Consider the following 21608-nt stretch of genomic DNA (forward strand, 5'->3'; position numbering starts at 1 on the left):
TCCGGTAATAATCAGTGAGGTGAGCAGGGGCGCTTACTTTTTACCTCTGAGCTGTCCAGGGAGCGGGCCCGGGTTTCCTCCCTGTCTGATCATCAAGCGGCTGCTTATTCCTTACAACAATATTAACCGGAGTATCTTTGATGAAAATGATTAAAACTGTTGCGATTGCTTTAGTGGTGGGGTCTGTTTCTTTCGGCGCATTTGCGGCAAAAGAGGTCACCAAAGAAGAAGTGAAAAGCATGAAGCTGGAAAAAATCGGCACGGTCAATACGACGGCGGAAACGACGTCACCGATGGATGCCAGACACGCGTTATCCAAACTGGCTGATGAAAAGGGCGGTAAATACTATCTGATTATCGCCGGTCGTGAGCACGGTAAATTCAGCGCCGTGGCAGACGTTTATAAATAATATGGCGGGCGGGGCCTCTACCCGCCCGACTTCCCTCAGGGCCGTTGCGGATGACTCTCCAGCCACAGCCAGCGGCAGGGGGCCAGCGTTAGTTCAGCCCCGTTCTCTATAATGACATTGTGATATATATCACGGTAGCGCCCGCTCTCAGGCGGCGACCAGGTTATTTCCCGGCTGCTAAGGTTGTAAACACATAGCAGATCCTCTTCCGACTTAATTGCCTGCCTGCGGAAAACAAACAGGGCATTATCGCTCTCCAGTACCGTCATGGGATTATCAGGATGGAAGGCAGGCTGGCGGATCCGCAGCTGAATCAGTCCGCTGAGTGTGTAATAAACCCGGTGGCGCAGCGTTTGCTTATTGGCGAGCGCGGCTTCAATGTCGTGAAGCGCATATTTCTCACGGTTAACCGCCCGATTATGACCCGCCGCCTTAACCCCGGCCATATCATTTCGCGAGCCAAGAATACTCTGAATATATATAGCGGGAACGCCAGGGAAAGCCAGCAGCAGCGCATGCGCCAGCATAAAGCGTTGCAGGCGAATATCGTCGCTCGCCTCCTTACTGTTTAGCGCGTCCATATAGGTGACGTTAATTTCATAGGGACTGGCGGTACCATCAGGATTATTTTTATAAGAAATTAGCGCGCCTTCCATCGCCAGATCCCGCACCAGCGATACTATTTCCGTCTCAGGTAAAAGCCCCCTCAGGGGATTCAGGCCGATGCCATCATGTGAAGCCAGAAAATTGAAATAGGTGGTCCTGCCGTCGCCCGCCGGCAGCGAGCTGGCCCACTGCTTCAGCGCGCGTGACGATCCGTAATGGATGGCATGCAGTACCAGCGGCGGCAGCGAGAACTGATACACCATCTGCGCCTCGTCCTGACCGTCGCCGAAATAGCTGATATTGTCCCGGTGCGGCACATTGGTTTCCGTCACGATCGCCGTACCCGGTGCGACCTCATTGGCGATAGCGCGAAATAATTTAACCAGCAGATGGGTTTTTTCCAGATGAATGCAGGCGGTGCCGGGGGTTTTCCACATATAGCCTACCGCATCCAGTCGGACATAGTCTGCTCCCTTCGCCAGATAGTCCAGCAGCACCTCCACCATCCTCACCAGCACGTCGGGATTAGCAAAGTTAAGGTCAATCTGATCCGCGCTAAAGGTCGTCCAGATAAACCGCGTGCTGCCATCGGCCAGCGTAAAAGGGGTAAGCAGAGGGGAGGTCCTTGGCCGGGTGACGCTGCTGAGATCGGTCGCCGGGGGCATACTGATAAAGAAATCATCCCAGCCGGGATCCATTGCCAGGTAGTGTTTAAACCAGGCGCTGTGCGCTGACATATGGTTGCAGACGAAATCAAACATTAGCCGGACGCGCTGATGCAGCGCGGCGACGTCTGACCATTCGCCACAGGCCGGGCTCACCTGATGGTAATCCATTACCGAAAAACCATCGTCGGACGACCAGGGGAAAAACGGCAGCAGGTGAACCAGATTAAAACTGTTGTGAAGATAGCGCTGATAAAAACGGCAGAAGGTTTGCAGAGTAGGGGCGTCACTTTCACGAAACTGATCGGCATAGGTGATCAGCACCACGTCTTTTTCATCCCAGTGAGCTTTGCGCGGGTGGTTGATGCCGCTGCGGGTATGTTGAATGCTTTCTGTCAGCCTTTCCCGACAGGCGGCGGGAAAGGCATGGTCATAGATTTTATCGAGCAGGCTGTTGATAATTTCCATTTTTATACAGTGCGCCACCGCATTTTGGGACAGCTACGTTAACTTTCACTGTAGACTCTGGAAGCAAAACCGCAACTGCAACGAAGCGGCCTGGAAGTGCGCCGTGCCGCTAAATCAGTGGCAGCTGCCATTACGGGGGCAGCCGGGACAACCCTTTTCAGCAACGGGCCTGACCGCCAGCGGCGAGGCCGGTAGCGTGATACTCCGCAATACCAGCCACAGCACGACATTAAAGCCACCCATCGCCAGCAGCACGAGAGTGCTGTACTGGGGATGCTCTCCGAAGGTCGCCACCTGATAAAACAGCGTTGCCAGGCACCAGGCCAGATTCAGCCCCCAGAATATGGAGAACAGCATCCATCGACCGCTGCTTTCACGGGCAATGGCACCCATCACCGATACGCAGGGCACATACAGCAGCACGAAAATCAGATAGCTGTAGGCGGCGGCATCGTTGGCAAATTTGCTGTGCATCATACCCATAGCACCCCCGGCCATCTCGCCGTCGCCCTTGCTGGCCTCCACAGGATTAAACAGCACGCTCAGGCTGAAAGCCTCTTTCACCCCATCCCAGGTTTCCTGGAGCGCCGTCGCCAGCTCCCCGGTCAGGCTGAAACTGGCGGCATCAAACGGCTCTTCATGCAGCGCCTGTGCGGTGTAGAGCGTATTCAGCGTACCGACTACCACCTCTTTTGCCATTGCGCCAGTGACCAGGCCAACCGTTGCCTGCCAGTTATCGTCATGTATGCCCATCGGTGACAGCAGCGGCGTCAGATGCCGGCTGACGCTGGCCAGCGCGGAGTCATTAATCGTCGAGACCGGCTGTCCGCTGAACGAGAAGCTGTTCAGGCCGCCTATCACCACGCAGACCAGAACAATCACTTTCCCGGCCCGCAGCACAAAGCTTTTTAGCCGCTGCCAGGTCTGTAGAAGCAGGGTTTTCAGGTGCGGAACGTGCCAGGTGGGCAGCTCCATCACGAAGGGGGTGGCCTCGCCGCGCAGAAGCGTATGCTTTAACAGCAGCCCGGTGAGGATGGCCACGGCAATGCCCAGCAGATAAAGGCTGAAAACCACCAGCGATCCCCGCTGACCAAAAAAGGCGGAGGCGAACACCGCGAAGATAGCCAGCCGCGCGCCGCAGGACATAAAGGGCGCCATCAGGATGGTCAGCAGGCGTTCACGCGGGGCATCCAGCGTACGGGCGCCCATGACCGACGGGACATTACAGCCAAAACCGACAATCAGCGGCACAAAGGATTTACCCGGTAATCCTATCGCCTGCATCAGTCGATCCATGACAAAAGCGGCTCTGGCCATATAGCCGGAATCTTCCATCAGGGACAGGAACAGGTACATCAGGCCAATTTGCGGCACCAGCGGCATCACGGTATTGATGCCGCCGCCAATGCCCTGTGCCAGGAACAGCGTCAGCGGCAGCGGAAAATGCAGCACTGCGCCGACCCACTGTATGCCATGAATAAAGATTGCCGCCGAGCCAATCTCAAATAGCGGCTGTAGCGCCCCGCCGAGATTAATGGCCAGAAAAAACATCAGGTACATCATCAGCAGAAATATGGGCAACCCAAGCCAGCGATTAAGCACCAGGCTGTCGAGGCGGGCAGAGAGGCGGTGCGGCGTGGCCAGTTGCGTATCCGTTACGGTGCGGTAAACGGCCTCAATGGCCTGATAGCGGGCAGAGACAATCTTTAGCGGGGCATCGAGCAGATTAAGTACATCTGGCGATCCTGCGGGTGTTGCCACCCGGGCCAGGCTGTAGACATCCCCTTCCAGCGCCTGGAGCGCCAGCCAGCGCCGCTGTACCTGTGGAAGGTTTTCCGGCATAGCGTCACATAGCTGTCGGACGCGAGCCTCGACATCAGCGGGGTAGTCGATGTTAACGTTACCGACGGGGCGACGACCGTCATCAATCGCTTTTTTCAGCCTGTCGATCCCCGTCCCCCGGTTAGACACCATCGGGATGACCGGGCAGCCGAGCTGTTTTTCCAGCGCGACAACGTCAGGCGCGATATGCTGATTTTCAGCAATATCCAGCATATTCAGGGCAACGATGCACGGCACACCCAGTTCCTGCAGCTGGAGGGTAAGATACAGATTGCGCTCAAGATTGCTGGCATCCACGACGTTGATGACCAGGTCAGCTTCGCCGCTCAGCATATAGCGGCAGGCAATCTGCTCGTCAGGCGAGGCCTGTTCCGATACCGTGGTCAGGGAATAGGTGCCGGGCAGGTCAATCAGCCGCACCTTGTGCTGAGCGGTGGTAAAGGTGCCTTCCTTGCGTTCAACCGTTACCCCAGCCCAGTTACCGACTCGCTGCCGCGCGCCGGTGAGCTGGTTAAACAGCGTGGTTTTACCGGCGTTAGGGTTGCCAATCAGCCCGATGGTACACGTTTTCATCCTTACCTCCGCCTCAGTTCAGGGATTCAAGGCGAAGAAACGCCAGATCTTTTTTACGCAGCATCAGGCTGACGCGGCGCGTTTCGATTTGCACCGGGTCGCCAAAGGGCGCGACGCGCTTTACCTGGAAGGTTGCGCCGGGCAGCAGGCCGTGTGAAAGCAGCTTCTGGCGAAACGCGGTATTGATGGTGGGCGAGAAACTAACGATTTTGTAGTGCTGCAAGGGTACAACAGGCATATTTTTACCCCGTGGCGCGGAAAATTGCCGCATCGTGATAATTGAGGGGGGTAATTATAATGAGAATTATTCTCGTCGGTATTGACGCAAAACAATTTTCGGGGGAGTGGGAAGGGCGGATACGGCGATCCGCCCTGGGGTAATGCCGTTATTTTTTGCCGAACGCCGCCGCCAGCGCATCGCCCATGGCGCTATTGCCGGCGGGCTGTGCCGGACGCGGACGGGATTTCGCCGCTGGACGGCCTGCATCCCGGCTGTTACTGGCCGGACTGCGGCGCGGTGAAGCGGCTTCACCCGGCTGTTCGTCCAGACGCATGGTCAGCGCGATGCGCTTACGCTGCAGGTCAACCTCCATCACCTTGACCTTCACGATATCCCCCGCTTTCACCACCTTATGCGGATCGTCGACAAACTTATCGGAGAGGGAGGAGATATGTACCAGCCCGTCCTGATGAACGCCGATATCGACAAAGGCACCGAAGTTAGTCACGTTGGTAACCGCCCCTTCCAGCACCATACCCGGCTGCAGGTCGTTCATGGTATCCACGCCCTCAGCGAACTGCGCCGTCTTGAACTCCGGACGCGGGTCGCGGCCGGGTTTTTCCAGCTCCCGGATAATATCGCTGACGGTCGGCACGCCGAACCGCTCATCGGTAAAGTCTACCGCGCGCAGGGCGCGCAGCGCCGTCGGATTCCCCATCAGCACATCCAGCGACTGTTCGGTAGCGGCCAGAATGCGCTGCACGACCGGGTAAGCCTCCGGGTGAACCGTTGAGGCATCCAGCGGATTTTTACCCTGGCTGATGCGCAGAAAGCCGGCGCACTGCTCAAAGGCTTTAGGCCCCAGACGGCTCACCTTCAGCAGCTGCTGGCGGTCCTGAAAGCGACCATTCTCATCACGCCAGCTGACGATATTCTGCGCCATCATTTTGCTCAGCCCGGCCACGCGGGTCAGCAGCGGCACCGAGGCGGTATTCAGATCCACGCCGACGCCGTTTACGCAGTCTTCCACGACCGCATCCAGCTTCTTCGCCAGCTGGCTCTGGCTGACGTCGTGCTGATATTGGCCCACGCCGATCGATTTCGGATCGATCTTCACCAGTTCAGCGAGAGGATCCTGCAGGCGGCGCGCGATGGAGACGGCCCCGCGGATCGAGACGTCCAGATCCGGGAACTCCAGCGCAGCCAGCTCGGAGGCGGAATAGACGGATGCGCCCGCTTCGCTGACGATCACCTTCTGCGCCTGAACCTGGGGGAATTGCTTCTGGACGTCGATAAAGAAGCGTTCGGTTTCGCGTGAGGCGGTGCCGTTGCCGATTGCCACCAGCTCCACCTGATGCTGGGTGCAGAGTGCGGCCACCGCGGCGGCCGCTTTCGCCGCCTGCCCGGTATGCGGGTAAATGGTGTCGGTGGCAACCACCTTGCCGGTGGCGTCAACGACCGCGACTTTTACGCCGGTACGCAGGCCAGGATCCAGACCCATGGTCGCCCGCATCCCGGCGGGTGCCGCCATAAGCAGGTCGTGCATATTGCGGGCAAAAACGTTGATTGCCTCATCTTCAGCGCGCTCGCGTACCGTGCCCATCAGCTCGGTTTCCAGGTGCAGAAGCACCTTAATGCGCCACGTCCAGCTGACCACGGCCTTACGCCAGGCGTCCGCTGGGGCGTTATTCAGCCGCAGGCCAAGGTGGTCGATAATAATCTGCTCGCCGTGGCTTTCGCGCGGCGGCTCGTCAAACTGCGGGTCCGGATTAAGCGATAGCTGCAATATGCCTTCATTGCGGCCGCGAAACATCGCCAGCGCACGATGGGACGGCACGGATGCCAGCGCTTCATGATGATCGAAGTAGTCGCGGAACTTCGCGCCCTCTTCCTCTTTGCCTTCCGTCACGCGCGAGACCAGGTGGGCGTTCTTCCACAGCCAGGCACGTACCTGAGCCAGCAGCGTGGCGTCTTCTGCAAAGCGCTCCATCAGAATGTAGCGGGCGCCGTCCAGCGCGGCTTTGGTATCGGCAACGCCCTTATCGGCATCTACGAAGCGGGCGGCCAGCGTCTCCGGGAGGTGAGATGGATCCTGCCACAGCGTCTCGGCCAGGGGTTCCAGACCGGCCTCAATGGCGATCATTCCACGCGTACGGCGCTTTGGCTTATAGGGCAGGTAGAGGTCTTCGAGTTCGGTTTTGCTCAGGGTGTTGCTGATGGCGTTAGCAAGCTCGTCGGTCAGCTTGCCCTGGTCGCCGATGGATTTGAGAATCGCCTGGCGGCGCTCGGACAGCTCGCGCAGATAGCCCAGCCGGGTTTCCAGCTGGCGTAGCTGGGTATCATCCAGGCCACCGGTCACCTCCTTACGATAGCGTGCGATAAACGGCACGGTGTTCCCTTCATCCAGCAGACGAACAGCGGCATCAACCTGCTCTGTCCGTGCCTGGAGTTCATTTGCAATTATGCGGCTCAGTGATTCTTTCATCATCGGTTACTTTGTGGCTTAAGAGTCAGCGGACAGTTATACGGATTGCGGGCAAAAATTGCCAGCGGCGGGGCGGTAAATCCACGTCATTAGGAATTGTTCACATCAGTCATGCGGCGGGGGTCGAAATCTGTGATATCACGGCGGGAAAATTAATTTCTTGTTGTTACAGTAACGTATGAAACAAAATCTGTCCTCCCCGGTTTGTTTCAGCGTGAGTCGTCAACGGCGTCGTGAAAGCCGCAGACCGGGTTAAATAAAAAGTACCCAGGAAAAGGAACTTAAGGATGAGTAAAAAGGAAGGAAACCCGCGCTCGCGGGACATTACCCCCATTTATCTGGGCGACGGAAAGTTTCAGTTTAAGGGCCCCCAGAAAGCCTGCTATTTGACATTAATGAATGGCGGAAGCTGGGCATGGGTTATGGACAGAGGTGACGGGGGCATTGCGTTTTGCATGCCTTTGTCAGACAGGGAAATTAAGCTCGCCCTGGCCATGCTGGGCGTTTCAGAGTCCCCCCGGTATACCCCGGAAACGGTTAAAGCGGCCGAAGCGTCTCTGACTTCTGCTGGCGCGCTGGCGCTGGCGCGAGCCCCGGGCGCGGTACAGCTGGCAATCGCCGGAGAAGGGGTGATGGGTGCTGCCAGCTCCTTGCTGGCCGCGTTAGGCCGGGCCGCCTCGGCTGTGGCCGCAGGCGCGGCAGGCGGCATTGCGATTGCCGCCATTTTCCATTCTCCGGAGGTGGGGGCTGGCAGCGACAGAGTGCCGGGGCGTGATGTCGCTGCGATGTTCGCAATGCCTGCCAGCACTCTGTTACCTAACAGGAAAGGGCTGGAGCCGGGCGTAAGGACGGCAGACCTGGCGGTACGCGCTTCGCTGGTGATGAGCAACGGTGAGCTGGCGTTAAAACTGCTGAAAACCGGAGAGGGTGGATTACCGTCGGCGGTACCGGTCCTGACGGCGGTGCGGGATGCAGCGACAGGGCTGGATATCATCACGCTGCCTGCGGTAGCAGGCCAGCCACCGCGGACCATTTTGATCAACCCGGCTCCCGGGCCATCTGCGCCGTCAAATACCGGTAATTTGGATCCGTCAGTCCCGGTAACGCCGGTGCATACCGGGACAGTGATAAAACCGGTTGGGACGATTCAGATCACCACCACGCCAGTGGCCGATCCGGGCGGGATGCAGGATTTTGTTTACTGGCAGCCGGACGCCAGCGGCAGCGGCGTGCAGCCGGTGTATGTGGTACTGACGGATCCTCTGGATTCAGGGCGTTACACCCGTCTACAGCTCGACAGGAAATATAAGCATGCCGGTGATTTTGGCGTCACTAACACGCGAAAGAATAGCACCACGCTGACGCAGTTTCGCGATGCAATAGAGGCGCACCTGAAGGATAAGGACACCATTGAGCGGGGGACATACCGACGGGAGAAAGGCTCCAGGGTATATTTTAATCCCGGAACGATGAATGTTGTCGTCCTTGAAAAAAATGGTGATTTTCTGAGTGGCTGGAAAATTGAACCGACTGACGACAACGGCAGGATCTATTTAGAGACGGAGGTTTTATGAGCAGAATTAAGCTGGTCGAGCTGGGAAGAGACTTCCTCAGCAACAGGATTAGTGCTGAACAGTTTTGCGAAGATATCGTTATCGAACGACGCAAGTTATGGGGGGTGAGAGAGCCGGATAAGGCGGTAGATCGCTGCGGTGGTGAGCTTTTCATTTTAGCTGACTGCTATAACCCTGAACCGGATCGCAGTCGCTATAGCTGCGAGCTGAATGAGGCCGAATTAAGGGCGGAAGTGAAAGCCCTGCTGGAGCAGTTTAACCTGCTCTGAGCTGCACTCCTTCGGAATACCTGCATGCCGGGACGATGAATGCTGTCGTCCTTAAAATAGAGGGTGATTTTCTGAGTGGCTGGAAAATTGACCCGAAAAAAGACAACGGCAGGATCTGTTTAGAAACGGAGGTTTTATGAGCACAATTAAGCTGGTCGAGCTGGGAAGAGACTTCCTCAGCAACAGGATTAGTGTTGAACAGTTTTGCGAAGATATCGTTATCGAACGGGACAGGTTATGGGGGGTGAGAGAGCCGGATAAGGCGGTAGATCGCTGCGGAGAGGAACTTTTCATGGCAGCCGACTGCTATGACCCTGAACCGGATCGCAGTCGCTATAGCTGCGAGATGAATGAGGCCGAATTAAGGGCGGAAGTGAAAGCCCTGCTGGAGCAGTTTAACCTGCTCTGAGCCATCTTCGTTGTGACCAGCCTGGGGCCGTTAGGCCGGGCGGGCTTTATGCGGGTCTGATATAGCTAATTTCATTGACGTACCAGGTTGCCTCGCCGATCGGTGTGTGAACCAGCGCGACATCGCCCACCTCTTTTTTCAGCAGCGCGCGGGCCATTGGCGAGTCGATCGAGATGTAGTCATTACGGCCAAAAATTTCATCATAGCCGACGATGCGAAAGCGCTTAATGTCGCCGTCATCGTTTTCTATCTCTACCCAGGCACCAAAGAAGACTTTACCATCCTGCTGCGGTGAGTAATCCACAATGCGCAGTTGCTCAAGGCACTTAGTGAGGTAACGGATGCGACGGTCGATCTCGCGCAGGCGCTTTTTGTTATATTGATAGTCTGCATTTTCGCTGCGATCGCCAAGGCTGGCCGCCCAGGTGACTTTTTTGGTCACTTCAGGGCGATCTTCCCGCCAGAGAAAGTCCAGTTCCTGCTTCAGCCTGTCGTAGCCTTCGCGGGTGATCAGTTTAGTTTTCATCGTTGGCCTATTTTCTCTGCTGCAATCTCTCAGGTTATTTTGTGGTGTGCTGCGGGCAGATGCAAATTCATTACGGCGTATCGGCCGTGCGTTACTGTTTGTTTGCGTTGATTATTCGTGCCTGCGCTTCTCTGCCTGCGGCCAGCCCTGGTGCTGTTTTTTTGATTCAGGTTAAAGATAAGCTGCTGTTTAATATGCTTTGTAACAATTTCGGCTACAATATAAACCATTATTGACTGTTACATTCAGGCATCTTTTTTAAGAATAATGGCTCAGGCAATCGCGCCTTTGGGAGTAACGAAATGCAAGAAAATTACAAAATCCTGGTCGTAGATGATGATATGCGGTTACGTGCACTGCTCGAACGCTATCTGACCGAGCAGGGCTTCCAGGTACGCAGCGTGGCCAACGCCGAACAGATGGATCGCCTGCTGACCCGTGAGTCCTTTCATCTGATGGTACTGGACTTAATGCTGCCGGGAGAAGACGGCCTGTCAATTTGCCGCCGCCTGCGCAGTCAGAGCAACCCGATGCCGATTATTATGGTTACCGCCAAGGGCGAAGAGGTGGACCGCATCGTCGGTCTGGAAATCGGGGCGGATGACTATATTCCAAAACCCTTTAACCCGCGTGAACTGCTGGCTCGCATTCGCGCCGTGCTGCGCCGTCAGGCCAACGAACTGCCGGGTGCGCCTTCCCAGGAAGAAGCCGTTATCGCTTTCGGCAAGTTCAAGCTGAATCTCGGGACGCGTGAAATGTTCCGCGAAGACGAGCCTATGCCACTGACCAGCGGTGAGTTTGCCGTACTGAAAGCGCTGGTCAGCCACCCGCGTGAGCCGCTGTCACGCGACAAGCTGATGAATCTGGCCCGCGGTCGCGAATACAGCGCCATGGAGCGATCCATTGACGTGCAGATCTCCCGCCTGCGCCGCATGGTGGAAGAAGATCCCGCTCACCCACGCTATATCCAGACCGTCTGGGGTCTGGGCTACGTATTCGTTCCGGACGGCAGTAAAGCATGAGGCGGATCCGCTTCTCACCCCGTAGTTCCTTTGCGCGCACGCTGCTGCTGATCGTTACCCTGCTGTTCGTCAGCCTGGTAACGACCTACCTGGTGGTGCTGAACTTTGCCATTCTGCCGAGCCTTCAGCAGTTTAACAAAGTGCTGGCCTATGAGGTGCGCATGCTGATGACCGATCGGTTACAGCTTGAGGACGGTACGCAGCTCGAGGTGCCGCCGGCATTTCGTCGCGAGATCTATCGCGAGCTGGGTATCTCGCTGTATACCAACGCAGCGGCGGAAGAGAGCGGATTACGCTGGGCGCAACATTACGAGTTTCTCAGTCAGCAGATGGCGCAGCAGCTGGGTGGCCCGACCGACGTCCGCGTGGAGGTTAACAAGAACTCCCCGGTCGTCTGGCTGAAAACCTGGCTGTCGCCGGATATCTGGGTAAGGGTGCCGCTGACGGAGATCCACCAGGGTGATTTTTCACCGCTGTTCCGCTACACGCTGGCGATAATGCTGCTGGCTATCGGCGGTGCCTGGCTGTTTATCCGCATCCAGAACCGCCCGCTGGTTGAGCTGGAGCACGCCGCGCTTCAGGTGGGGAAGGGGATTATTCCGCCGCCGCTACGGGAGTACGGCGCTTCGGAGGTGCGTTCGGTCACCCGGGCCTTTAATCAGATGGCGGCTGGCGTTAAGCTGCTGGCCGATGACCGAACGCTGCTGATGGCCGGCGTCAGCCATGACCTGCGAACCCCGCTAACGCGTATCCGCCTGGCAACGGAGATGATGTCGCAGGAAGATGGCTATCTGGCAGAGTCGATCAATAAAGACATTGAAGAGTGCAATGCGATTATCGAGCAGTTTATTGATTATCTGCGCACGGGCCAGGAGATGCAGTTTGAACGGGCCGATCTCAATGGTGTACTGGGCGAAGTTGTGGCGGCAGAGAGCGGATATGAACGCGAAATTGATAATGGGGTAATGCCGGGTGAGCTGATGCTGGACATCAACCCGCTGTCGATTAAGCGTGCTGCCGCGAATATGGTGGTCAACGCCGCGCGGTACGGCAACGGCTGGATTAGAGTGAGCAGCGGCAGCGAGCTTCAGCGGGCCTGGTTTCAGGTTGAAGATGATGGCCCGGGCATCCATCCCGATCAGCTTAAACACCTGTTCCAGCCCTTTGTGCGCGGCGACAGTGCCCGCAGCACCAGTGGCACAGGCTTAGGACTGGCGATTGTGCAACGTATTATTGATGCGCATCAGGGGACGCTGGATATTGGGGAAAGCGAACGGGGCGGGCTGCGTATCCGCGCTTATCTGCCTCTGCCTGATAACAGTGCATCACCGCCAGCTATCAGCAGTAGCTGAATCCCGGTTTTAACCGCATTAGAGAGGTCGTTTATCCAAACGACCTCTCTTTTTTTACAGCTGAGGTCCGGCGGGGATCAGGGCTTCACCGGCAGGGGTGTCGGTATATTTATCGAAGTTTAGGATAAACCGCTGTGCCAGATCGCGGGCTTTACCCTCCCACGCCTCCGCGCTGTCATAAGCGTTACGGGGGTCAAGGATCTGCGCATCCACGCCCGGCAGGGAAGTCGGCATCGCCAGATTAAATATCGGCAGGTTCTGCGTCTCTGCATCGGCTAACTGCCCGCTGAGGATAGCGTTGATTATCGCGCGCGTATCCTTGATCGAGATGCGTTTGCCGCTGCCGTTCCAGCCGGTATTGACCAGATAAGCCTCTGCACCTGCTGCTTCCATTCTCTTCACCAGCACGTCGGCATACTGAGTAGGATGCAGCGTCAGGAAAGCCGCGCCGAAGCAGGCAGAGAAGGTCGGTGTCGGTTCGGTAACGCCGCGCTCCGTACCGGCCAGCTTGGCGGTAAAGCCGGAAAGGAAGTGATATTGAGTCTGGTCCGGCGTCAGGCGTGAAACCGGCGGCAGAACGCCGAAAGCATCCGCGGTGAGGAAAATCACTTTCTTAGCGTGGCCCGCTTTTGAAACGGGTTTTGCAATGTTCTCAATATGATCAATCGGGTAGGAGACGCGGGTGTTTTCCGTCTTGCTGCCATCATCATAATCCACTGAACCATCGGTGCGAACGACCACGTTCTCCAGCAGCGCATCGCGGCGTATCGCCTGATAAATTTCGGGCTCGGCCTCGGCAGAAAGCTTAATGGTCTTGGCGTAGCAGCCGCCCTCAAAGTTAAACACGCCGTCGTCGTCCCAGCCGTGTTCATCATCACCAATCAGCTTTCGCTGAGGATCGGTAGAGAGGGTTGTTTTACCGGTGCCTGAGAGGCCAAAAAACACCGCCACGTCGCCTTTCTCACCAACGTTGGCAGAACAGTGCATCGAGGCGATGCCCTTAAGCGGCAGCAGATAGTTCATTACCGCAAACAGCCCTTTCTTCATTTCGCCACCGTACCAGGTACCGCCGATCAGCTGGATACCCTCGGTGAGATTGAAAGCCACAAAGTTCTCAGAGTTAAGGCCCTGCTGCTTCCAGTCGGGATTAGTGCATTTCGCCCCGTTCATCACCACAAAATCAGGGACAAAATCGCTCAGCGCTTCATCGTCCGGGCGGATAAACATATTTTTGACAAAATGCGCCTGCCAGGCCACTTCGGTAATAAAGCGAACGCACAGACGGCTGTCCGGGTTTGCACCGCACCAGCTGTCAACGACAAACAGTCGCTTTCCGGAGAGTTGCTGGGTGACTAACGACTTCAGAGACTGCCAGGTTTCGTCGCTGAGCGGCTGATTGTCATTTTTACCCTTGCCCTGATCGTTCCACCACAGCGTGTCGCGGGTCCTGTCGTCGCGAACGATATACTTATCTTTCGGCGAGCGGCCAGTAAAATCACCGGTATCTACGGCAATTGCACCAGATTTCGTTTCAATACCGCGCTCGTAGCCGGTCAGACCGGGGCGAGTTTCTTCATGGTAGAGCGTTTCGTAATCCGGATTATAAATAATCTCAACCGTATCCGTTATGCCATAAGCGATGAGGTCCTGCGGGGTCAGGTCTCGCATAGTACTGCTCCTTTATCGGCTCTGTTCTGCAAAAGAGTTTAGGATAATTTTTATCCGTTGACCGTGACGGGGGGCGCGGCAGGCCGGATTGCGGTCTGTACGCCCGCGCGCAGTTTACACTTGTCTTGTTGAAGGGAAAGTAGCAGGGTGCAGAAATGAGAGGCAGGGCGTGAATCTTACGAAAAATTAATACATTGCGCCTAAAAATATGCCACCGACTTGGGTAAAGTCGATGGCATTATGCGCTTTTAGATCGCGTGAAGATAACGCGGCACTGCGTTAGTGAAGACGATCGCTATCGCCCGCGCCGGCGTCATTGCGGATGGCGGCAATATCTACGGCATCGTAGATATAGTTTTTGCCGCAGTAGTCGCAGTGCATATCAATCTTGCCATCTTCAGCCAGCATCTGGTCAACTTCAGCTACCGGCAGGGTGCTCAGAACCTCACCGCAGCGCTGATGAGAGCAGGAGCATTTGAAGCAGACATCCTGAGGGTCGTACAGCGTCACCTCTTCCTGATTATACAGACGCCACAGCACTTCCTGCGCGGGAAGGTTTAGTAGCTCTTCTGTTTTAATCGTGTCGGTTAAGGTGGTCAGATGCTCAAAGTCGTCAGGTTTAGTCTCCTGAGCGGGCAGAACCTGAAGCAGGATCCCCGCCGCGCCCGGCTGACCGTCTGCCTCGCCGGTGCGGATAAACAGACGCGTTGGCAGCTGCTCGGAACGCATAAAATAGTCTTCCAGGCATTCTGCCAGAGTGTCTCCCTCCAGCCCCACTACGCCCTGATAACGCTCGCCCTCATCCGGTGAGAGGGTAATCACCAGGTAACCGTTACCCACCATCTCTTTCAGGCTGCTGCCAGGGGCGATATCGCCCTGCATGCGTGCCACGCCGCGCATTTCCTGCTTGTTATTACCGTTAATCACGGCCAGGCTGAGAGGGCCATCACCCTGAAGCTGAACGGTAATATTTCCGGCAAACTTCAGCGTGGCGGTAAGCAGGCTGGTAGCAACCAGAAGCTCGCCCAGTACCTGTTGAACCGGCTGTGGGTAATCATGCCCGTCGATGATGTCGCGCCATGTCGTGGAAACGCTGACCAGTTCACCACGTACGGCGTAGTTTTCGAACAGATAACGGTGCAGTTGGTCTTGATGAGCCATAATTCTCTCTCGTTAACGACGGGTTATTCGTCGCCGGTATTTTTAAATTTCATTAAGTCCCGGCGCTCTTTTTTATCAGGGCGACGGTCGGGATGAGGCATACTCAGCGCATTCATTTTTCGCGCCAGCGCTATTTTTTCCCGTTTCTCAATACTTTGTGCCGTTTCGGCGTACATCTGCTGGGCTTCTGGTGCGGGACGGCGCTGGTCACCGACGATCAGGACAATCACCGTACGTTCATCATTGCCCTGGCGGAGCGTCAGTTCCGCATCGGGCTCAACAATCTTGCTCGGCTTGCTGCGCTGCCCGTTATAATGAACCTTGCCGCCTTCGATCATCTGGCGCGCAGCGGCGCGCGTCTTATAAAACCGCGCGGCCCACAGCCATTTATCGAGCCGAACCGCCTCTGCGGGTTTCTCTTTCATCGCAGCTCCTTTTCGGGAATAACCTTATGTATGGGTAGAAAGTCAGAATTCAAGGCGCGTCTTCAGCCGTTAATTGCTGACGCGGGCGGGCAGGTCGGAAGGGGATGTAGAGACGTGCCACCGTTAAAAATAGCATAAAAGTGGCAGGCTCAGAACTGTGGGCGAAAGCTCTGGGTGCTGTTCAACCTGGGGTTGAAGCACTTGTCATAGTAATCCTGAATGGCGTTGATCCGCACGCGGTTGCGGTGCATGCGTCGCAGCGCCAGCAGGCTGTTAACAATAAAACTCAGCGCGACGACTAACAGCAGCAGGGTGATTCCCAGATAGCGGAATAGCGTAATGGTATCGGGGGCGCTATGCAGGGCGATATGCCGGGTGCCGTTCGCATCGGTGCTGATGTTGGTGACAATGCCGCTGGCGGAGAAGGGGGTATGCAGCAACATACCCGAAAGACGCTGCAACTCCGGCCACTGATCGGGGGCGTTGTAATCAAACAGTGAGATATTCGGTGCCTGCTGGCTAACCAGCTGACGACCTTCATCGCTGAGGATCAGAAAGCCGCCCGGCGGTGGGCTGTTCAGCGATTCGGCAGCGCGGCGCGTTTCACGGTAGAAAAACGAAGAGGTGGCCGTATTAACCAGATTTTCCAGCGCTTCCGCGCTCACCGGACGCAGCAGCACGTTCATACCGTTTAGCGAACCGGAATCTGCGCGCTGAACCAGCGTTTCCCAGTCTTTGGCATTACCCAGATTAACCAGCGCGTTCTTGAGCCTGACGCAGTCCTGATCCTGACTGCACAGCTCCTGCGTTCTCAGCACAATGTCCGAAAAGTCATCCAGCAGGATCATACCGGACTTTTGAATGGCGGTGGCAAGCTGCGGATTAAGTTTGGGATCGGGACTGCCCTGTGGATGCAATTGAAGACTGGTGGTATTGAGCAGCGCGGTTGCCTTATCAATAATATCTGACTGCGGCTGTGGCAGCGGCGGTGAGTTATTCCAGTAGATTGCCGAGCAGTCAAAAGGCATGAACGCATAGCTGCGGTTACCCTGATAGGTAGTTGGGATGGAGCACATGCCCCTGCCGCTGACTTTCAGACGGTCGCCCACGCGCAGTGGGATTTTTTCCAGATCGTTAACCGAGGTAACCTGAACGCTCTCGGTCCCTTTGAGCCACGCCATGCTCAGCTTTAACGGCATACTGAGCGGAACCCACGCGATCAGCAGGGCCAGCACCAGCAGGGAACCCGCCGCCAGCACCACGTTTTTGCGCCAGCGCTGAACCGGGAAGTTGCGCACCTCATCCTGTAGCGAAAGAAATCGGCCCTGACGCACGACATGGCGGTTCAGGTAGATGTCGACTTCCGTTTCTTTTCCAAAGTCGTGGGTGATGTAGGGCTGCCAGTGAGCGGGATAAATCAGGTCGATGATGCCCAGGGAAATATTGCCAATCTGCCCCTGATTGGATTCGCCAAAAAGGCCCCAGCGCTTTGGCGCACCACGCAGGCAGTGGATTTCGCGCAGATCTTTTTCAGAGGGACGACGATACAGTGACCAGGCGCTGACCAAAATGATGACCACGGCAGTCAGGTTAAGCCAGGGCATCATGAGCAGCGGGCCAACGAGGCTGATAAAAAAGAGCAACAGCGCAACACCGATAGCAACAGCCTCCCGCGTACCGTCAGGTCGGCTAAGCGCGTACTCCTCCGGGGTCTCTTTACGCACGCTCAGGAGCTCAATATGTTCGCTTTCTTCTTTGCGGATCGACGCATTTTGCGCCAGTGGCCGGGCTGCTGTTGCTGCCATCGCTGGCTGCTCGTAGATGTAGTTCACCAGCGAGTGGCCATTAAGCGAGATCACCAGAGGGATGGTCTGCGTTTTGATCAGTTCGACAAAGTTTTCTTCGGCGATGTACTGTTCCCACTGTGGCGGAAGATGAACCTCTACCGCATCCAGATAGTATCGCCAGTTGTGCGGCTCGTCCGTAGACAACCCGTAGCGGGTGATTGAGCGCGTTACGGGATAGACATTGTTGCTTTGAGAGGTCAGTACCAGCGGATCTATCGCAGGGCTGGCACCGGAAGACAATGAGGCGTCACGATTTTTAGTCAGTGAGGCGATATAGCGCTCAATGCCTTTACGTTCGTCATCATTCAGTTTACGAAAGGGGGGACTAATGAATGGCAGTGGTTTCGCCAACGGCGGACGATGCCGCATAGCGTACCAAAAGAAACAACCCGCCCCGACTGAGCAGGCCAGCATTACAGCCAATATGATGACTATTGTGCTCATGCTTCCCTCATTCCTGCCACTCTGCTCCCGTCGCTATTCTGGTGGTTACCTGCCTGGTACATCCTGGTACATAATGCTGGTGACATTGTGGCGGGTTTAGACGTCGCTGGCAATCCGCTGAGTATATAAAAATAGCACACAAAATCATTAAATTAGAATTATATTGTATAAGTCCCGTACCAGATCCTACCAATCTACAGGCGGGCTAAGTATCGGCATATTCCTATTTTTAACTGATAAGATTGACATTTTTTAAATCTTTTCAGCGTCGCGTAAATCATATTTGTTATAACCGCGGAAAATAATCTGTGCAATGATTGGCATACTCTTTTTGCTGCCGCACAATGGGAAGATGGTACCCTGTACCGACACTCGCGGGCTGTTAAGCCCATTCTTAGGCGTTCCGCTGGGGCCACTATGACCAGACAACTACAGAAACCCGACATCCTTAATGTTGAAGCCGTGGCACGTTCGCGCCTGTTTACCGTCGAGGCCGTAGATCTGGCATTCAGTAATGGAGCCCGACGCGTATACGAGCGGATGAAGCCCTCCGATCGTGAGGCCGTCATGATTGTACCGATCGCTGGCGACGATCTGATCCTGATTCAGGAATATGCAGTGGGGCTGGAGTGCTACGAGCTTGGCTTCCCGAAAGGTCTGATCGATCCGGGTGAAACCCCCTTCGAGGCGGCAAATCGCGAGCTGAAAGAAGAAGCCGGATTTGGTGCTCACAGGCTGGAAACGCTGGCTAAGCTCACGATGGCGCCTTCCTATTTTTCCAGCAAAATGAATATCGTTGTGGCTGAACTGCTCTACGAAGAGAAGCTGGAAGGAGATGAGCCTGAGCCGCTTCCGCAGGTTCGCTGGCCGTTAAATAACCTGCTGGGTCTGCTGCAGGAGCCTGATTTTCGCGAGGCACGCAACGTCAGTGCGCTTTTCCTTGTTCGTGAATGGCTGGTTAAGCAGGGGCGTCTGAGCTATTAAAGCAGCCCGCCTTTTGACCTGACGTGGGCTGGCGCGATCGGTAAGGCGGCGTCTGCTGCAGGACCAGGACACTCCTTTGTCATGGTCCTGCATTAACTCAGAACAGTTCGTGGCTCTGACCGTTATCCATAAGCGTGGTTCCCACGTCATGGACGGAATACTCAGTTGGCTGGGTGCCATTGATAAAGTATTCCTGGCGCGTATTACCGCCGCCGTTAGCCAGCTTGCCGGTACTGCGATCGATAGTCACCGTTACCACGCCTTCCGGCGGGGTCAGCGGCTGGAGAGGAACACCATCAAGCGCCGTTTTCATGTATTCGTCCCAGGCCGGTTGAGCACTCTTCGCCCCCCCTTCATAACCTGAAATCTGATCTTTAATCGCACCGGAAGCGGTGGTACGTCCCAGATCGCGGCGGTGATCGTCAAAGCCAATCCATACCGACGTCACCACGCCAGGCCCGTAGCCGGAGAACCAGGCATCTTTGGAGCTGTTGGTGGTACCGGTTTTACCGCCGATGTCGTTACGTTTCAGATCGCGACCTGCCCGCCAGCCCGTCCCCATCCAGCCCGGTTCACCGAAGATGTTAGAGTTCAGCGCGCTTTTGATCAGGAACGACAGCGGCGTATTGATCACGTGCGGGGCATACTGCTGCTGACCATCCTGTGCGGCCTGCTGTTGAGAAACCTGCTCAAGCTGTGGCTGCGGCACGGCGGTATTGCTACCGACCTGCGAGATAGCCGGGTTTTCCACGCTGTCTTCGCTGAGGGCTACGGCCTTTTTCGTATCGCCGTAAATGACCGGCAGATTGCATTCCGGACAGGCAATTTTAGGTTTCTCTTCGAACAGCATATTTCCCTGTTCATCCTGAATTTTACTGATGAACCACGGGTCAACCAGGAAGCCGCCATTAACCATCACGGAATAGCCTCTGACCATCTGCAACGGCGTGAAAGAAGCTGAACCCAGCGCCAGCGATTCTGTATGAACGATATTCTGCGCCGGGAAGCCAAAGCGTTGCAGATACTGTGCAGCATAATCAACGCCCATCGCGCGCATTGCGCGAACCATCACCACGTTTTTCGACTGTCCCAGCCCCTGACGTAAGCGGATTGGACCATCGTAGGTCGCCGGTGAGTTTTTGGGACGCCAGTCGGCACCTGCGCCAGCATCCCAGCGGGAAATCGGCACGTCGTTCAGAATGGAGGCCAGCGTCAAACCGCGATCCATGGCAGCGGTATACAGGAAGGGCTTAATGTTCGACCCGACCTGGCGCAGCGACTGTGTGACGCGGTTGAATTTACTCTGGTTGAAATCGAATCCGCCAACCAGTGCGCGAACCGCGCCCGTCTGGGGATCCAGCGAGACCAGAGAGGAGTTCACGTCAGGCACCTGCGCAATCCACCAGTCACTGTCAACCTTACGCACCCAAACCTGCTGGCCGGGCTGCACGACATCGGTAACGGACTGAGGCGTACGGCCCTGGACCGTGTCAGATTTATACGGGCGCGCCCAGCGCATGCCGGCCAGGCCAAGCGTCACGCTGCTGCCATCGCGCAGGGTGGCGGTGGCCTCCTCGCGGGTAGCATCAGTGATAACGGCGGGGATCAGCGGGCCATATATTGGCAGCGCCTTGAGCGTTTTCAGAATTTCGCTATGCCCCCAGCTCTGCTCACCCACTTTCCATAACACGTTAGCCGGACCGCGGTAGCCGTGACGCATGTCATAAGCAATGACGTTATCCTGCACCGATTTCTGCGCTGCCAGCTGTAGCCTGCGCGTAATAGTGGTAGTGACCCTGAATCCGTCGTTGTAGGCATTTTCGCCGTAGCGTTTGATCATCTCCTGGCGCACCATTTCAGTCAGATAGGGTGCGGAAAAGGCAATCTCAGGCGCATGGTAGATGGCGGTAAGCGGGGCGCTGCGAGCCTCTTCATACTGTGACTGGGTGATATAGTGCTGGTCGAGCATACGACCCAGCACCACGTTGCGGCGCTGCAGCGCTCTGTCATGTGAATAGAGCGGATTAAATGTCGAAGGCGCTTTAGGCAACCCGGCAATCATCGCCATTTCACTCAGCGAAAGCTGATCGACATTTTTACCAAAATAGACCTGAGCGGCTGCGCCGACGCCGTAAGCCCGGTAGCCGAGATAAATTTTGTTCAGATAAAGTTCAAGGATTTCATCTTTGCTCATCATCTGCTCAATGCGGATGGCAAGGAAAGCCTCCTTGATTTTTCGCATCAGGGTACGTTCAGGGCTCAGGAAGAAGTTTCTGGCCAGCTGCTGAGTAATGGTACTGGCACCCTGGGACGCGTGGCCAGACACCAGCGCGATACTGGCAGCACGGAAAATACCAATAGGGTCGACGCCGTGATGCTCGTAAAAACGGCTGTCCTCGGTCGCGATAAAGGCTTTTACCATCACCGGCGGGATCTGCTGCAGTTTTAACGGAATGCGCCGCTTCTCACCGTACTGAGCGATCAGTTCGTTATCGGCGCTGTAGATCTGCATCGGCGTCTGAAGACGAACGTCTTTCAGCGTGGCCACGTCCGGCAGCTGGGGCTCTATATATTTGTAAAGGCCATAGATCGAGCCTGCTCCCAGCAGAATGCAAAGCACTGCAAGGATTAAAAAATACTTTACGAACTTCACCTGAT

Annotated in this window: 17 protein-coding genes; 7 read left to right on the top strand and 10 right to left on the bottom strand. The window is 56.0% G+C overall.

The window, feature by feature from the left end; translation table 11 throughout:
* Positions 1 to 140: 140 nt before the first annotated feature.
* Complete coding sequence (locus ACLRGG_RS07185; RefSeq protein WP_416249075.1) at positions 141 to 410, top strand: YdgH/BhsA/McbA family protein; 270 nt, start codon at positions 141 to 143, stop codon at positions 408 to 410.
* A 35-nt stretch (positions 411 to 445) separates the two neighbouring features.
* Here ACLRGG_RS07185 and ACLRGG_RS07190 read toward each other — a convergent pair whose 3' ends face one another.
* The 4 genes from ACLRGG_RS07190 to ACLRGG_RS07205 all read right to left on the bottom strand — a co-directional run bounded on the left by ACLRGG_RS07190 (position 446) and on the right by ACLRGG_RS07205 (position 7272).
* On the bottom strand, positions 446 to 2149 hold the full coding sequence (locus ACLRGG_RS07190; protein WP_416249076.1) for a sugar phosphorylase: 1704 nt from the start codon (positions 2147 to 2149) through the stop codon (positions 446 to 448).
* 114 nt (positions 2150 to 2263) lie between these two features.
* The gene (gene feoB / locus ACLRGG_RS07195) at positions 2264 to 4564 is read right to left on the bottom strand and encodes a Fe(2+) transporter permease subunit FeoB (RefSeq protein ID WP_416249077.1); all 2301 of its coding nucleotides are present in this window, start codon (positions 4562 to 4564) and stop codon (positions 2264 to 2266) included.
* A 13-nt stretch (positions 4565 to 4577) separates the two neighbouring features.
* A complete protein-coding gene (gene feoA / locus ACLRGG_RS07200; protein WP_067699889.1) occupies positions 4578 to 4802 on the bottom strand; it encodes a ferrous iron transporter A in 225 nt (74 codons plus the stop codon).
* 148 nt (positions 4803 to 4950) lie between these two features.
* Positions 4951 to 7272 carry a Tex family protein gene (locus ACLRGG_RS07205; RefSeq protein ID WP_416249078.1) on the bottom strand — a complete coding sequence of 774 codons (2322 nt, stop codon included), beginning with the start codon at positions 7270 to 7272 and terminating at the stop codon, positions 4951 to 4953.
* A gap of 284 nt (positions 7273 to 7556) precedes the next feature.
* Here ACLRGG_RS07205 and ACLRGG_RS07210 point away from each other — a divergent pair, with 284 nt between their 5' ends.
* The 3 genes from ACLRGG_RS07210 (at position 7557) to ACLRGG_RS07220 (ending at position 9521) form a co-directional block, all read left to right on the top strand.
* Positions 7557 to 8843, top strand: coding sequence for an S-type pyocin domain-containing protein (locus tag ACLRGG_RS07210; RefSeq protein WP_416249079.1), 1287 nt, complete (start codon positions 7557 to 7559; stop codon positions 8841 to 8843).
* Positions 8840 to 9112, top strand: coding sequence for a colicin immunity domain-containing protein (locus ACLRGG_RS07215; RefSeq protein WP_416249080.1), 273 nt, complete (start codon positions 8840 to 8842; stop codon positions 9110 to 9112). Before ACLRGG_RS07210 ends, ACLRGG_RS07215 begins: the two co-directional genes overlap by 4 nt.
* Before the next feature lie 136 nt (positions 9113 to 9248).
* Positions 9249 to 9521, top strand: coding sequence for a colicin immunity domain-containing protein (locus tag ACLRGG_RS07220; protein ID WP_416249081.1), 273 nt, complete (start codon positions 9249 to 9251; stop codon positions 9519 to 9521).
* A gap of 46 nt (positions 9522 to 9567) precedes the next feature.
* Here the strand turns inward: ACLRGG_RS07220 and greB are convergent, their stop codons facing one another.
* Entirely contained in the window at positions 9568 to 10047 is a 480-nt protein-coding gene (greB, locus tag ACLRGG_RS07225) for a transcription elongation factor GreB (protein WP_416249082.1), read from the bottom strand.
* Positions 10048 to 10349: 302 nt separating this feature from the next.
* Between greB and ompR the strand changes: the two genes are divergently transcribed.
* Together ompR and envZ are read left to right on the top strand one after the other, a co-directional pair.
* On the top strand, positions 10350 to 11069 hold the full coding sequence (gene ompR, locus ACLRGG_RS07230; protein WP_001157751.1) for an osmolarity response regulator transcription factor OmpR: 720 nt from the start codon (positions 10350 to 10352) through the stop codon (positions 11067 to 11069).
* Positions 11066 to 12421, top strand: a complete 1356-nt coding sequence (gene envZ, locus ACLRGG_RS07235; RefSeq protein ID WP_416249084.1) for a two-component system sensor histidine kinase EnvZ — start codon at positions 11066 to 11068, stop codon at positions 12419 to 12421. The genes ompR and envZ overlap by 4 nt, the downstream gene beginning before the upstream one ends.
* A gap of 54 nt (positions 12422 to 12475) precedes the next feature.
* On the opposite strand, the gene pckA is transcribed toward envZ, so the two are convergent.
* The 4 genes from pckA to ACLRGG_RS07255 all read right to left on the bottom strand — a co-directional run bounded on the left by pckA (position 12476) and on the right by ACLRGG_RS07255 (position 17966).
* Positions 12476 to 14089 carry a phosphoenolpyruvate carboxykinase (ATP) gene (pckA, locus tag ACLRGG_RS07240; protein ID WP_416249085.1) on the bottom strand — a complete coding sequence of 538 codons (1614 nt, stop codon included), beginning with the start codon at positions 14087 to 14089 and terminating at the stop codon, positions 12476 to 12478.
* Between the two features lie 279 nt (positions 14090 to 14368).
* Positions 14369 to 15250: an Hsp33 family molecular chaperone HslO gene (hslO, locus tag ACLRGG_RS07245; RefSeq protein WP_416249086.1), complete on the bottom strand. Its 882-nt coding sequence runs from the start codon at positions 15248 to 15250 to the stop codon at positions 14369 to 14371.
* 23 nt (positions 15251 to 15273) lie between these two features.
* Positions 15274 to 15675 carry a ribosome-associated heat shock protein Hsp15 gene (gene hslR, locus ACLRGG_RS07250; protein WP_416249087.1) on the bottom strand — a complete coding sequence of 134 codons (402 nt, stop codon included), beginning with the start codon at positions 15673 to 15675 and terminating at the stop codon, positions 15274 to 15276.
* A gap of 149 nt (positions 15676 to 15824) precedes the next feature.
* Positions 15825 to 17966 (bottom strand): intracellular growth attenuator family protein, encoded by a 2142-nt coding sequence (locus ACLRGG_RS07255; RefSeq protein ID WP_416249088.1) that lies wholly within the window; start codon positions 17964 to 17966, stop codon positions 15825 to 15827.
* 417 nt (positions 17967 to 18383) lie between these two features.
* On the opposite strand from ACLRGG_RS07255, the gene nudE reads away from it, so the two are divergent.
* Positions 18384 to 18950, top strand: coding sequence for an ADP compounds hydrolase NudE (gene nudE / locus ACLRGG_RS07260; protein ID WP_416249089.1), 567 nt, complete (start codon positions 18384 to 18386; stop codon positions 18948 to 18950).
* A 97-nt stretch (positions 18951 to 19047) separates the two neighbouring features.
* Here nudE and mrcA read toward each other — a convergent pair whose 3' ends face one another.
* Entirely contained in the window at positions 19048 to 21603 is a 2556-nt protein-coding gene (gene mrcA / locus ACLRGG_RS07265) for a peptidoglycan glycosyltransferase/peptidoglycan DD-transpeptidase MrcA (protein WP_416249090.1), read from the bottom strand.
* Positions 21604 to 21608: the final 5 nt, after the last annotated feature.

The sequence above is a fragment of the Erwinia sp. PPS120 genome, assembly GCF_047918655.1.
Taxonomy (GTDB): Bacteria; Pseudomonadota; Gammaproteobacteria; order Enterobacterales; family Enterobacteriaceae; genus Erwinia; species Erwinia tasmaniensis_A.